The following is a 14,374-nucleotide window of genomic DNA, read 5'->3' on the forward strand; positions in this document are numbered from 1 at the left end:
AAATCCTAGACATAAAAAAAGCGTTGCTCATTGAGCGACGCTTTTTTAATTCTTTATTCATACCGATAGAACGCTATTTAGCACTCAACACCGTTGCTGGATTCAATTTACTCGCCTTACTTGCAGGAAACCAAGTCGCAACCAAGCTCAATAGAATTGCTGTCCCCGATACAATAAGCACATCCATCGGATTTACTTGAGATGGCAAGAAATTTACGAAATAGACATCTCCAGATAAAAACTTGTGCCCAATAATCCTTTCAACCAGTTGGATCAGAGCAGTCAGATTTAGCGCGACAAGCAACCCAAGTACACTGCCGGCTACGGCACCCATAACGCCCGACAATACACCTTGCCACATAAAAATCGCTTTGATCAGGGAGTCTTGAGCCCCCATAGTGCGCAAAATAGCGACTTCAGCAGAACGGTCTTTCACTGCCATCATCAAGGTTGAAACAATGTTGAAGCAAGCAACCCCAATCACCAATACCATCACCAAATACATAATGGTTCGAACCATCTGAATATCTCGATGAATAAAGCCAAATTCCTGTTTCCAGCTATTGATATACACATAAATTGGTAAGCTACTACCCAGTGTTCTCATCAAGTCTGGAGCTTCAAACACACTGGTTGTCTTTACCGAAATACCATTAACCGTATCACCAAGTCCAAGATAAGACTGAGCATCTTCAAGTGGGATCATCGCCAAGCCATGATCTAATTGTCCGCCTAAAGAAAAAACGCCACTGACTTTTAAGCGAACACGTTTTGGTGCTTGTGTACGGCCATTTTTTGAAGCGACAGGAATCATTAGAGAAATGCCATCTCCGACTTCGACGCCCAACTGATCTGCCACTCCTTTGCCTAACACTACCTGATTTGATCCAGGTGCAAAGTGTTGCCACGCATCCCCTTCTACAAACTGAGATAAGCTCGAAACCTCACTTTCTAATGTGGCATCAACACCTTTGACTTGTATTGCCTTGAGGTGTGTACCACGCTCTGCCAATGCGGTGAATTTAACAAAAGGCGCAGCTGCCACTGCTTGTGGTTGCTTATTAATATGCTCTACCAACTGAGGCCAATCTTGAATAGGTTTGTTCACCGCTGAAAAGTCACCATGGGGCACAACCGACAACACTCTATTTTCCAGCTCTCTTTCAAAGCCGTTCATCGCTGAAAGACCGATGATGATCACTGCAACACCCACCATGATCCCCAAGGTTGATGAAAGCGAGATGAAGGACACCATCTTGTTCCGTTGCTTAGCGCGACTAAAGCGTCCACCAATAAACAGTGATAACGAGTTGATCACTGGGTAACCTCTTCTGCTACTTGAACCAAAAGGCCGTCTTGCATGTGCATCTTCCTGTCCATTTTTGCAGCCAATTCACCGTCATGGGTAACGACTAAAAAGGCCGTACCTGATTTCTGGTTCAACTCACGCATCAAATCATAAATACCTAGAGCGGTAGTATGATCTAAGTTACCTGTAGGCTCATCGGCTAAAACTAACGAAGGGTTATTGACCAAAGCTCGAGCGATGGCCACACGCTGGCGCTCTCCTCCTGATAGTTCGGATGGACGATGCTCCAAACGGTGGTCTAATCCAACACGAGTCAATAATTCTTTCGCGGCTTGTTTCGCCTTTGCTGGCTTTTCGCCACCGATCAATAAAGGCATTGCCACATTTTCTACCGCAGAGAAGTCGGCTAGCAGGTGATGAAACTGATATACAAAGCCTAGGTGTTGATTGCGCAGTTTTGCTTGCTGATTGCTTGATAGGGCGCCTAAATCTTGTCCATTGAACTGTACATCGCCCACAGTTGCATCATCCAACGCCCCTAATATATGCAACAAGGTACTCTTACCAGAACCTGAACTACCGATAATAGAGACAAGCTCTCCATGTCCTACCGTAAAGCTCACACCTCTGAGAACCTGTGTTTCAACACTGCCCTCTGTGTAGGTTTTTTTTAGGTTCTGACACTCTAGTAAATTACTCATATCTTAACGCCTCAGCGGGTTTAACGGATGCAGCTCTGTAGGAAGGGTATAGGGTTGCGACGACGCTCAAACACACCGCTAATCCAACCACAAGGAGTACTTGCCCGTATTCTATTGATACAGGTAATTGACCACCATAGGCATAGAGAGAAGCCCCCATAGCTTGCAGTATTAAATTTAGATTATTTGACAGCAACACTCCGAGCAAGCCACCAAATACAGCGCCAACCACACCACTACTTGCGCCCTGAACCACAAACAACGCCATCACTTGTTGCTTGGTCATTCCTTGTGTTTTTAGAATAGCCACTTCAGATTGCTTCTCCATGACCACCATAATCAGCGCAGAGATAATGTTAAATGCGGCTACACCGACGATGAGACCGAGCATAAGGCCCATCATGTTCTTTTCCATTTTAACTGCTTGAAACAGTTCACCTCGTTGTGCACGCCAATCTTGCCAAGCCCAACCATCTTCCAACGGAATTGCAGCGAGAGTACTCACGGCAAAGGGGTCGTCTAGGTACAGTCTCCACCCAGATATTTGCTCCTTGTTCATTCTCAATAAGCGACCGGCATCTTCGATATTGGTTACCATAAGCTGAGCGTCGACATCAGAGCCCGTATTAAAGATCCCGGATACGGTAAAGTTTCTTTGGCTAGGAATTCGTCCAAGAGGAGAATATTGGCTGGCACTAGTAACCATAAGTCGAACTTTATCGCCTTGATTCACCTTGAGCTTGCGCGCTAGGGTGTGACCAATAATGATTCGGTATTTTCCTTGCTGCAAAGAATCAACACTTCCTGACAGCATAAATTGACGCAAAGGCTCGTCCACACTGCCCTCTATACCAATAAGTTGACCGGCCGTAAGTTGCGCCGGACTTTGCAACACAGCCTCACTGGATACAATCGGAACACTTTCGATGACATGAGGAAGAGAAGATATGAACTGTGGAGGTTGTTCAGTTAAGGCGGTTGTTCCAGAAGCATCACCGACAATAGCTTGAGGTAGCACTCCGAGAATACGTCCCTTCAACTGACTTTCAAAACCGTTCATCACTGACATAACTGTGACGAGAGACAACACGCCTATGGTGATGCCTGCAGTAGACATATAGGACACAAAACGACTAAATCGATCGCCTGAACGTCCTCTGAGATAACGCAGGCCAATATAAAGCGAAACGGGTCGAAACATAACCAACCGAAAAATGATAACAATGCCCCTAATGTAACCACTAATCGGCTTTTCGAGTAGTGTTTGCCTCTGTTTTTATTTGGAAATCTCCATAAAACGTCAATAATTGAGCAATCACATCATCAATCAGCCAATTTTGAGCACTTATTGATAGATAAACCCGCCTGGGTTTACGATAATCAGATACATTACATGCTGATCAATTTATCTTGGAAACTCACACTCTTATGGATAACCTCTCGCTTTTTGCTCTACCGATTGCGTCCACCGCTGGTGATAGAAAACAGCTAGGCAACCTGCAAGGTGCATCTTTAGCTATCGCAGTAGCTCAGTTGAACAAACAACACCAAGGACCAACACTGTTAATCGTGAGTGATCCGCAGACAGCGCTAAAGTTGCAGATGGAATTAGAGCAATTTAGTTCAGTACCTGTTTCGTTATTTCCAGATTGGGAAACATTGCCCTACGACAGCTTTTCTCCTCACCAAGATATTATTTCCGATCGCATCTCAACACTTTATCAATTGCCGACACTTGACCAAGGCATCATTATTGTTCCGATTAGCACTCTGCTGCAGAGGCAATCTCCTCGAGAGTTTCTCCTACAACACACTTTAATGGTCAAAGCCGGCGATCTTTTCTCTCTAGAAAAGCTCAGGATGCAACTTGAAAAGTCAGGCTATCGCAACGTTGATCAAGTATTTGGACCTGGCGAATATGCCAGTCGTGGCTCTATATTAGATTTATTCCCAATGGGAAGCTCTGACCCATATCGTGTTGACTTCTTCGATGACGAGATCGATACCATTCGTACCTTTGACCCTGAAAATCAGCGCTCTATCACCGACATCGATGAGATTAGGCTGCTGCCTGCCCATGAATTCCCAACCAATGAAGAAGCAATCGAAGACTTTCGTATTCGTTGGAGACAAAAGTTCGATGCAAGACGCGAACCTGAGTCAGTTTATATGCAAGTATCAAAGGGCACTTGGCCTGCGGGGATCGAATATTGGCAGCCCTTGTTTTTTGAGAACACAGAGACCCTGTTTGATTATCTCCCACAAAACACCTTACTACTCTCGGTAGGCGAAATAGAGCCGGCTATCGACACATTCCTTACTGACGTTGATTATCGTTTTGATCAGCGACGTGTAGACCCTTTACGTCCACTACTCGAGCCCTCTGAGCTTTGGATGAAGAAAGACGAGTTATTTGCCGCGATAAAGCAATGGCCACAGGTAAAGCTGAATAAAGAAAGTACTGAGACTAAAGCTGGTCGCTTCAACCTAAGCATAGAACCATTACCGGCATTGGCAGCAGCCCCACAAACCAAAGAGCCAATGTCGGCGCTACGTCAGTTCAGCGAAGGCTATACCGGTAAAATAGTGTTCTCTGTAGAGTCTGAAGGTCGACGCGAGGCTCTGCTAGAGTTATTAAGTCCAGTTAAAATTGCACCAAAAGCGATGCCTAGTCTTGAGGATGCTTTAGCAAATAATGATAAGTTTACTTTCATCCTTGGTGCTTCAGAGCATGGGTTTATCAATACTAGCCCTGATTTTGCGCTGATCTGTGAAAGTGATTTACTCGGCGATCGTGTTATTCAAAGGCGTAAAAAAGATAAACGAGCGGTCAACAGTGACACTGTTATCCGCCATCTAGCGGAGCTAAAACCCGGTCAACCCGTTGTGCATCTAGACCATGGTATTGGTCGCTATATTGGTCTGCAAACCCTAGAAGCGGGAGGCATCAAAACCGAATACGTGACTCTTGAATACCTCAATGAGTCCAAACTGTATGTTCCCGTTTCTTCACTCAACCTCATTAGCCGATACTCTGGCGGTGCGGAAGAGTCCGCCCCGCTGCATAAGCTTGGGAGCGAATCATGGGGTAAAGCTCGCCGTAAGGCCGCCGAGCGAGTACGCGATGTGGCCGCTGAACTCCTTGATGTCTATGCAAAACGTGAGCTTAAACCTGGCTATAAATTTAAGCTAGACAGAGAGCAATACGCTCAATTTAAAGCTGGTTTCCCATTTGAAGAAACCGATGATCAAAGCCAAGCAATCAATGCGGTACTCTCAGATATGTGCCAAGCAAAAGCTATGGATAGACTGGTCTGTGGCGATGTTGGATTTGGTAAAACCGAAGTCGCTATGCGCGCCGCGTTTGTATCCACTGATAATGCTAAGCAAGTTGCAGTGCTTGTGCCAACCACCCTACTCGCTCAGCAACATTTTGAAAACTTCCGTGACCGCTTTGCCAACTTACCGGTACGCGTTGAGGTGTTATCCCGATTCAAGAGTGCGAAAGAGCAGAAACAAATTCTGGCTGATGTGGCTGAGGGTAAGATTGATATTATTGTCGGTACACACAAACTTCTGCAAGACGACATCAAGTTTGCTGATCTTGGTCTACTGATCGTCGATGAAGAACACAGATTTGGCGTAAGACAAAAAGAGAAGATGAAAGCAATGCGTGCGGACGTTGATATCCTCACGCTTACCGCAACACCAATACCTCGAACGCTAAACATGGCAATGAGTGGAATGCGAGATCTATCAATTATCGCCACTCCTCCAGCTCGTCGCTTAGCGATCAAGACCTTTGTTCGTCAAAGTGATGATGCCATTGTTCGGGAAGCTGTATTGCGTGAAATCATGCGTGGTGGGCAGGTTTACTTCTTACATAACCAAGTTGATACCATCCATAAGGTGGCGCAAGATCTCGAAAAACTGATACCAGAGGCTCGTATAACAACCGCCCACGGACAAATGCGAGAACGAGAGTTAGAATCGGTGATGAACGACTTCTATCACCAACGCTTCAACCTATTAGTGTGTACCACCATCATAGAAACGGGTATCGACGTACCCACCGCGAATACCATCATTATGAACCGAGCAGACAACTTTGGTTTAGCGCAGCTTCACCAATTGCGTGGTCGTGTTGGTCGTTCTCATCACCAAGCTTATGCGTATTTGCTCACTCCACATCCTAAAGCTATCTCTAAAGATGCCGCTAAGCGACTAGAAGCTATTGCATCTCTAGAAGACCTTGGGGCTGGCTTTACGCTCGCCACACACGATCTTGAAATACGTGGCGCAGGAGAGTTATTAGGCGATGAGCAAAGTGGTCAAATCCACTCTATTGGCTTCACTCTATACATGGAGATGCTCGAACAAGCCGTTGAAGCCTTAAAAGAAGGTAAAGAGCCCTCTTTGGATGACTTGTTGCGTGAACAAACTGAGGTGGAATTGCGTCTTCCTGCACTCTTGCCTGACGATTACATCCCTGATATCAATACGCGGTTGTCTCTGTATAAGCGTATCGCGAGTGTGGCTAACGATGATCAGCTTACCGAAATGAAGGTAGAGCTCATTGACCGTTTCGGCCCGCTTCCGGATGCCACCAAGAATCTACTGCAAGTTTCAGAAATTAAGCTTGCTGCCGCGGCTATCAAAGTCGACAAAGTCGAAGCTCATGATAAAGGCGGTTACATCGAGTTTTATCCCGATGCTGACATAAATCCAATGTATTTAGTTAAGCTATTACAGTCACAGCCTAACAAATTTGCTATGGATGGGCCGACCAAGATTAAATTTACCCAGAGCCTAGTAGACCGACGAGATCGCGTCTCCTATGTTAAGCAATTAATTGAAGATTTCGCAAAAAATAGAGTCGCATAAGTGTTAGGCAGTAAAAGCATTCACATGAGATCTGCTATACTGCCTAAAACTAGGGTAAACTGCCCTTTCGTGCTAAAAATACGCACACTCTAATTTAAATAATCTCAAAGTATTCATAAAGATAAACGGCCTTTTGATAAGCCATGGAGCCAGAATGAAAAAAATTATTCCTCTATTGATGATGCTGCTGCTGATTCCTACACTCGCACAAGCACAACAGAGAGAATTTGACATTGAAGTCCTGATATTCAAGCGTTCGATCGATCCTGAAAAAACAACGGAATCATGGCCAAATGAGCTAACCCAAATTGATATGGAGGGGGTAGAGCCTTTCAATAATCACGCTTATCGTCAAAAGAAAGGTGCACAAATGCTTTCTTACGACAGCTATAAGCTCCTTAAAGAACGTGATGTACTAAAGAAACACGCCGGTTTTGAAGTTCTACTGCACACAGCATGGCGTCAAGGTGATCAAGGTCGAGCAAGTGCTCCTAAGTTCCATATTCAAGCAGGCAAAGATTATTCAAAAACCTTTAATCCTGACGGTTCAAAGATAGGCTCTCAAAGCAGTGATGTCGATTTGGGCGATGATATTCAAGAGAAAACCATCGCGCAGCCTTTGTATGAATTAGACGGAGCTATTCAGGTTTATGTTCAGCACTACCTATTTGTGGAGACCGAATTGGATCTTCGTGAGCCTAGTGTTCGTAACGTTACCTTTACAGAAAAAACACCAGAGGAACTCAAAGACAGCGAAAACTTTGCTGTACTAGCCGATACTGAAACTGGGAATGACAATGTACAGGCGGGTAACCTGCAAGAAGTGTCTCCAGAAAAAGTAGAAGAGCAATTCTTAAAGAGCTACCGCATGGAACAAAAGCGTCGCATGCGCAGTAGCGAGACTCATTACCTAGACCACCCTCTTATGGGTATGATTATTCAGGTAAGAAGGGTTGAAGACTAAACGCCTCTAGCTATATTCAAACATAAAAATGGCTTCTCTCTGGAAGCCATTTTTTTTGCTTGGAGTGCAAAAGCTAGAAACCGTACAATCGAGCAGGATTATCCACCAGTATTTGATCAATGACCCGTTGTGAGCTCGCCTGCTCAGCCAAAAGATCAAGCACTGCAACATCATTGGGCATATCTCGCTTATTAATATACTCGCTAGGATGAGGCCAATCAGAACCCCATAGTATTCGCTCTGAACAGGCTTCGACTAACGCCCGACCAATGGCAATATTATCCCTATAATGTGGAGCACCACTTAAAGAACCTTGGTACGCAGAGGAAATTTTCACCCAGCCTTTACCCTGTTGCATTAACTGCTTCATAATCTCAAATGCAGGATGTTCAACTCCCGCTTGCGCTGGCAATTGTCCTCTGTGGTCGAAAACGACCTGACACTCTAATGATTCAAAAACGGATTTAAATTTCACAATCAAGTCAGCGCTGATCCAAAAACAGATGTGCCAACCCATTGAGGCCAGTTCTTTGGCGCAAAGTCGAATAAAGATTTCATCAAAATCCTTAGCAGCTGTAACCGCAAAGCGCACACCACGTACGCCGAGGTTATGCATCACCTTGAGCTCCGGTCTTGATGGCAACTGTTCTAAGGCGATAACCGCCCTAGCACTTTCGCCCATATGCGCGAGGGCATCTAAAGTACACTGATTATCACACCCATAAGCAGAAGGAGTAACAATCACATTTCGCTCAAATCCGAAGCGTTTCTTCAGCATCCGATAGCACGCTACCGTCGCGGGCGGGATATTAGTCGTATCGCTTTTCTTATACTCAAATTTTACCGGGTCAAAGATATGATGATGCGAATCACAAGCTCCTTCTGGGACTGAAATTTGCGGTCGGTTTCTACCTGCTGAAAAAGGAATTTGCGCAGGGATGGTATGGGTCATGTCGGATAAACCTCCATTAATCTAAATCCATAGATAGAGACATTGCAGCGTCCAAATCGACTGACATCAATGCCAACAAACAAAGTGTACACTTACTTTTATCAAAATGAGGCAACGGCAAATCTGCATGGTCAAAAATCAACCTATTCGGAGGCATAAAAAAGGGGAACATCAAGTCCCCCTATTCTTATTATTGAGTAATCAACTTAGTGGAGTTTCAAGTTTGGACGCAATGCTCGGTTAATTCTACCTACTAGCATCATCAAGCCCGTTTTGAAGATACCGTGCAACGCCATTTGGTGCATGCGATACAGAGAAATGTACACAACACGAGCAATACGACCTTCAACCATCATCGAACCCTTAGTCAGGTTCCCCATCAAACTACCTACAGTAGAAAAACGGCTCAGTGATACCAATGAACCATGGTCTTTATATTCATACGCAGACAGCGATTTATTGTTCATCATCGCCAAGATATTACGGAATGCATGGCTAGACATTTGGTGAGCGGCTTGAGCGCGAGGGGGCACAAACTTACCGTCTTTTTGCGTGCACTGGGCTAAATCACCAATGACAAAAATATGGTCATCACGCGTAGTTTGCAGCGTATCTTTAACTACTAGTTGGTTAATGCGGTTTGTTTCTAGGCCTGCAATATCTTTGATAAAATCAGGAGCCTTGATACCTGCCGCCCACACCATAATTTGTGCAGGGATCTTTTCGCCATCTTTAGTCGTTAGGCCAGTTTCATCTGCCAGCGTCACCATAGTGGCAGTACGAACATTAACACCAAGCTTAGTCAGCTCTTGGTGAGCCGATTGAGAGATACGTGGAGGAAGAGCTGGCAAGATGCGCTCCCCTGCTTCTACAAGGCTTACGTTTAGCTTACTTGAGTCTAAATCACCGAAACCATAGTTACGTAGTTCTTTCACCGCATTGTGCAGTTCAGCTGACAACTCAACGCCTGTAGCACCCGCACCAACGATAGCGATATCGACCTGACCTTGACCAGACTGTGCGTGTAACTTAAGGAACTGATTGTTCATTTCTTCACGGAAACGATGCGCTTGTTCAGGGCTATCTAGGAAGATGCAATTGTCACGCACGCCTGGAGTATTAAAGTCATTAGAAGTAGAGCCAATCGCCATGACGAGGTAGTCGTACTCAAGTTCACGTTTAGGAATCAATAACTCCCCGTGGGCATCTTTTAGTTCATCAAGAATGATCACCTTACGTTCACGATCGATATCACAAAGGCTGCCCATCTGGAAATCGAAACCGTGATTCTTAGCGTGAGCACGGTAGCTCAAGGCATCTACACCCGCATCCAGAGAGCCTGTTGCAACTTCGTGCAGAAGAGGCTTCCAAAGGTGACTCGCCTTACGATCCACTAGGGTTACGCTAGTACTTTCATTGCGTTTAAACTTGTGACCCATCTTGGTTGCTAGCTCTAATCCACCAGCGCCACCGCCTACAATAATGATTCGTGTCATTTCAACACTCCTTGATACATGATAATTTTTGATTTCAAGTCCGCTAATGCGTACCTGTTAGAATTTGGCTGAGTATCAATAGACACTGTTGTTCACGTTAAGTTTTATGGGGCGATTCTATTTTCGCCTCTCAATTTTTTTTGATCTAAATCAATTTATTTTTAATCGCATTATATCCAAATCAACTAACTGAGCAACCAACAATCTCCATATAACCTTAATTTCTGTAATGAAATTGACATTATCTTGCTTAAAAGCACGCGATTTATACCAATCACACTCAGTAAATATTCAGAGATAGCGCAAGAAAAATAGTCGATTGATATTAAACACTGCCAGAATAAAAAAGGCCTGCATAAGCAGGCCTTGTCAAAATGTATACTTAGCAGCTTCTACCACTAAACATTTTTAAACGCTTTAATCGTTTGTAGGTGCTGAGAGATCTTTTGGAATTTATGCGTCTGATGCTCATCCCAAACAATTTGGTAGTAATCTTCCAGCGCATCAGCGGTCACTGAGTTGTCATGAATTTCATCATGTTTCGACAGAATTACCATACAGCGATCTTTATTTTTGATTCGATACTGCTCTACACATTTAGTCGCAATATCATCATATTCTTCTGGTCGGTCAATTCGACCTTGCATCGTACGCTCTGGATGCAAATTAGGATTAAATATCACTTGTTTAATGCCACATAAGAAGCCAATGCGTTCAGACCAAAATCCACCTAGACCAACACCACAGATAATAGGGTTCTTATCATCCGATGATTCAATGGCTTTGTGCACCTCTTTTAGAAGGTGAGCCATATCATGCTTAGGATGCAACGTACTGTAGTTTATAAAGCGTACGTCTTCATCGATAAACTGAAGTTGCAGTACCTTCTCGTGGTTACCCGGGCTAGTTGAATCAAAGCCGTGAAGATAGATAATCATGGAGCCTTCCTTGTAAATGCTGACAGCCACTGGTTGAGAAATATTAGCTGCCGAAAATAGTCACTACTCATTTAAATCTAACACGTATTCAGACAATAAGAAGTTATCGAATAGAAATTGTTGCTGTCATTTCTTGAGCCACATCAAGTATTGAAGAAATTATTGATAACAACAAACCAAGCTGAGAAAAATAAAAAAGGCCAGCAAATTGCTGGCCTCTAACACTTGAACTTAAATTACAGTCCGAACAAGCTCTTAGATTGCTGTTTACGAATCTCAGTTTCGTCAGCCCATTCAATCAAGCCCGTTTCAAGATCCATCAAACGCATCGTCATTTTGTAGTAGACATCTTTGTCGCTACCCGCATCTTTTACGATACTCGATAGGTTGCCATAAAGCATGTACTGTGCGCCCACCATTTTACCAAATTGAATCGCACTACTTTGATCAACAAGCTCATCATTGTTTTGGAAGTTAAGCTGCTTGCGTACAGATTCAACACGATCCATGTCCACAAAGCGGAACTTACCAGAATTCAACATTTTAGTGCTCACTGAATCGGTGATAGATTCTGTGTCAATATGCTCGCTGGTTTTGTTTTTAATACGCTCTACAAACACAATTGGGCGTTGGTCTTTAGTAATCGCCGCTACTGAACCTGAGTTAAGCATGCTATCTACCATTTCAGCGGCAATTTTTTGCAAATCAGTAGACCCAAAATCAACCGTGGTTGTTTCAACAGCTTGCGCGTCACCATAGTTTACCTTGTTTGAACAGCCACCAAGAATGACAGCTAGGCCTAATAATACAACTACACTTTTTTTCATCTTATTTCCTTAGTTGTCCGACTCGCGGATTTGTACTCTAAACTGAGTCCCTTCCGGATGGATTGAAATCTCAGAGAAAGTTCGTGTTTCAAAACCTCTCACTACATCTTGTCTCCAAGCCGAAGGCTTGGTATTTACTTCTAGCCCATTGTCGTCGTACCAATAAAAGCGATACTGGATACGCAAATCAGCCTTATAAGCACTGCTTACCGTCACTATGCCTCTAGTGCGGCCTTCTTTCTCTACCGTCGCAATATCATCAACGATAAGTCGACTGCCCAATACGTTATCGCCGAAGAGCACCTTTTGACTCTTTCCATCCACTCTTAAGCCTGCCGTGTTTTGAGAACAGCCCGCTAGTGCTACAAGAGCTACGAATAGTAGCGCCAGTTTTTTCATTATTGTATCGCTCCCAATTGTTTGTGCCATATTGTCACGTTACTACCCTGTCTTGATAGCCATACTAAGGTAGTCTCTCCTTCTCGTACAGAAAACTCGTGACTCGTCCCTGCCACTGTTAACTGGTGAAAACCTACTTCTAGTGTAGCACCTGAACTATACACCTTTGCTGGTAACGACTGCCAACTGCGAGTGTCCGGCTGCTCCGTTAGGGTATTAAAAACGTTAAACAAAACATTGGTTACATCATCACCGTTTGCCGCTTCTTTACGCAACCTATCTTTTGTTACTGTGCGTAAAACCTGACGCAACAGTATCTTAGGCATTTGCTCCGTCAGTTGATTGCTGGCCATGAGATTCACATCGACCAATTCATCACCATCAAGCCCTTTACCATCTAGTTGTAATGTGCCAAATCTTTGACTCGAGTTATTATTGTAATACGGCAGTGCTACCGAGTAGAAGCCAACATCACCACGACTGTCTTTAACAGGAATGGTGATTCGCCAGTCATCCATGGCTTTGACCACCCCTCGCTCATCGAGAATGATCACGCGCCCTTCCCCCTTAGGTAGGGGCTGATACGGGCCATATTGTTTGGTTAGCAGTTCTAAATCTTGTCGCATCCCCAACAAGGTCGCAACTCTTAACGCTCCGTCAATCACTTGTCTATTATCCGGCGCCACTGCCAGAGCACGACGGTAATCAACATAAGCACTGTTAGGATCACCTTGCGTTTCATATAACAATGCTGACAAATACAGCAAATAGCCATTTTGGACCGCTTTTAATTTGTCCCCTGCATCAGGGTAGCGTGACAAAACACTTCCTAAGTTCGGACTCAAGCCGTTTTTCTTCATGTCCGCTTCCGCTGACTTAAGATCGGATTCTCTTTGTCGTTTTGCCCGTTCTTGCACTTGGTTGGCACGGCGCATTTCAACCAATGCCCCTTCAAGGCTATTAATCTGGATGTAATTTAACCCCAGATACAAATGCAAAAAGCCCAGTTCGTAGTCCGCAGGTTCATAATTGGTGATGTTGTCATTGACAGCCAAAGCCCCAACACTGGTTGCAGTGTCACCGATAGAAATTACCGCCTGGTCTTGCCATTCACGAACAGCTCTATCGCTCAATTCAAAAGAAGCTTTACTTGCAGGGTACGTGGAGGCCAAGAAATTTACGCGACCTTTTTCCATATTATCTAAGATGTCGCCCGCTCGATAGTCAGGCAGTTTTTCCTGCGCTGTTACATAATCACCGGACTGAATCGCTTGATAAACGGATTTGTTTTGAGCGGTATAATGACTGAACAAGTTGCCTGCAGAAAACGAAGAACAGGCAGTGATCACTGCGCTGCTCATCATAATCAAACAAAAACGAATTGATTTATTCAACGCCAACATTAACCAACCAACATAGGACCTAGTGGCTTGCCACCTACAAGGTGCATATGGATATGATAAACCTCTTGGCCGCCGAACGAATTACAGTTAACAATGAGGCGATAACCATCTTTTGCTATGCCTTCTTCTTTAGCGATCTTTGCAGCAACGGTGAACAGTCGACCTAACGCGCGTTCGTCTTCTTCTGTAGCATCGTTTACGGTTGGGATAACATGATTTGGAACAATCAAAATGTGCGAAGGAGCACGCGGGTTAATATCGCGGAAAGCGCTAACCAACTCATCTTGATAAATGAGGTCGGTTTGTATCTCTTGACGTATGATTTTACTAAAAATAGTTTCTTCAGCCATGGTATGTCTCTAGCCTGTTCCGTAGTTATATCAAGATTGTATCATTACCTAGCTAAATGCAAACTTCCTTAAGCGTAAAATAATAAAGGCGTGTCTTTTCAAATTTGGAAACTAATATTATTGTAAGCAATTGTAATTTTTAGACATCCTC

General features: G+C 44.2%; 12 protein-coding genes. 2 read left to right on the plus strand and 10 right to left on the minus strand.

Annotation, left to right across the window (positions count from 1 at the left end; translation table 11 throughout):
- Positions 1 to 73: 73 nt before the first annotated feature.
- The 3 genes from lolE to lolC are packed head-to-tail and all read right to left on the minus strand — an operon-like array spanning position 74 to position 3,211.
- Positions 74 to 1,318 (minus strand): lipoprotein-releasing ABC transporter permease subunit LolE, encoded by a 1,245-nt coding sequence (gene lolE, locus OCU48_RS08225; protein ID WP_141344119.1) that lies wholly within the window; start codon positions 1,316 to 1,318, stop codon positions 74 to 76.
- Positions 1,315 to 2,010 carry a lipoprotein-releasing ABC transporter ATP-binding protein LolD gene (gene lolD / locus OCU48_RS08230; RefSeq protein WP_141344120.1) on the minus strand — a complete coding sequence of 232 codons (696 nt, stop codon included), beginning with the start codon at positions 2,008 to 2,010 and terminating at the stop codon, positions 1,315 to 1,317. Before lolD ends, lolE begins: the two co-directional genes overlap by 4 nt.
- Positions 2,003 to 3,211, minus strand: a complete 1,209-nt coding sequence (gene lolC, locus OCU48_RS08235) for a lipoprotein-releasing ABC transporter permease subunit LolC (protein ID WP_141344121.1) — start codon at positions 3,209 to 3,211, stop codon at positions 2,003 to 2,005. Before lolC ends, lolD begins: the two co-directional genes overlap by 8 nt.
- A gap of 227 nt (positions 3,212 to 3,438) precedes the next feature.
- Between lolC and mfd the strand changes: the two genes are divergently transcribed.
- Together mfd and OCU48_RS08245 are read left to right on the plus strand one after the other, a co-directional pair.
- Positions 3,439 to 6,894 carry a transcription-repair coupling factor gene (mfd, locus tag OCU48_RS08240; protein WP_141344122.1) on the plus strand — a complete coding sequence of 1,152 codons (3,456 nt, stop codon included), beginning with the start codon at positions 3,439 to 3,441 and terminating at the stop codon, positions 6,892 to 6,894.
- Positions 6,895 to 7,048: 154 nt separating this feature from the next.
- Positions 7,049 to 7,858 (plus strand): peptidoglycan binding protein CsiV, encoded by an 810-nt coding sequence (locus tag OCU48_RS08245; protein ID WP_141344123.1) that lies wholly within the window; start codon positions 7,049 to 7,051, stop codon positions 7,856 to 7,858.
- Positions 7,859 to 7,931: 73 nt separating this feature from the next.
- Here OCU48_RS08245 and OCU48_RS08250 read toward each other — a convergent pair whose 3' ends face one another.
- From OCU48_RS08250 to hinT, 7 genes are all read right to left on the minus strand, one after another.
- Positions 7,932 to 8,810 (minus strand): amidohydrolase family protein, encoded by an 879-nt coding sequence (locus tag OCU48_RS08250; protein WP_141344124.1) that lies wholly within the window; start codon positions 8,808 to 8,810, stop codon positions 7,932 to 7,934.
- Positions 8,811 to 9,016: 206 nt separating this feature from the next.
- Positions 9,017 to 10,306: an NAD(P)/FAD-dependent oxidoreductase gene (locus OCU48_RS08255; RefSeq protein ID WP_141344125.1), complete on the minus strand. Its 1,290-nt coding sequence runs from the start codon at positions 10,304 to 10,306 to the stop codon at positions 9,017 to 9,019.
- Between the two features lie 398 nt (positions 10,307 to 10,704).
- A complete protein-coding gene (gene ycfP / locus OCU48_RS08260; RefSeq protein ID WP_141344126.1) occupies positions 10,705 to 11,244 on the minus strand; it encodes an alpha/beta hydrolase YcfP in 540 nt (179 codons plus the stop codon).
- Positions 11,245 to 11,480: 236 nt separating this feature from the next.
- Positions 11,481 to 12,071, minus strand: coding sequence for a penicillin-binding protein activator LpoB (gene lpoB, locus OCU48_RS08265; protein WP_141344127.1), 591 nt, complete (start codon positions 12,069 to 12,071; stop codon positions 11,481 to 11,483).
- Between the two features lie 9 nt (positions 12,072 to 12,080).
- On the minus strand, positions 12,081 to 12,470 hold the full coding sequence (locus OCU48_RS08270; RefSeq protein ID WP_141344128.1) for a YcfL family putative periplasmic lipoprotein: 390 nt from the start codon (positions 12,468 to 12,470) through the stop codon (positions 12,081 to 12,083).
- Positions 12,470 to 13,864: a COG3014 family protein gene (locus OCU48_RS08275; RefSeq protein ID WP_371859069.1), complete on the minus strand. Its 1,395-nt coding sequence runs from the start codon at positions 13,862 to 13,864 to the stop codon at positions 12,470 to 12,472. The genes OCU48_RS08270 and OCU48_RS08275 overlap by 1 nt, the downstream gene beginning before the upstream one ends.
- Before the next feature lie 8 nt (positions 13,865 to 13,872).
- Positions 13,873 to 14,223 carry a purine nucleoside phosphoramidase gene (gene hinT / locus OCU48_RS08280; protein WP_141344130.1) on the minus strand — a complete coding sequence of 117 codons (351 nt, stop codon included), beginning with the start codon at positions 14,221 to 14,223 and terminating at the stop codon, positions 13,873 to 13,875.
- Positions 14,224 to 14,374 lie beyond the last annotated feature (151 nt).

This window comes from Vibrio inusitatus (assembly GCA_024346935.1).
In the GTDB taxonomy this organism is placed as follows: domain Bacteria; phylum Pseudomonadota; class Gammaproteobacteria; order Enterobacterales; family Vibrionaceae; genus Vibrio; species Vibrio inusitatus.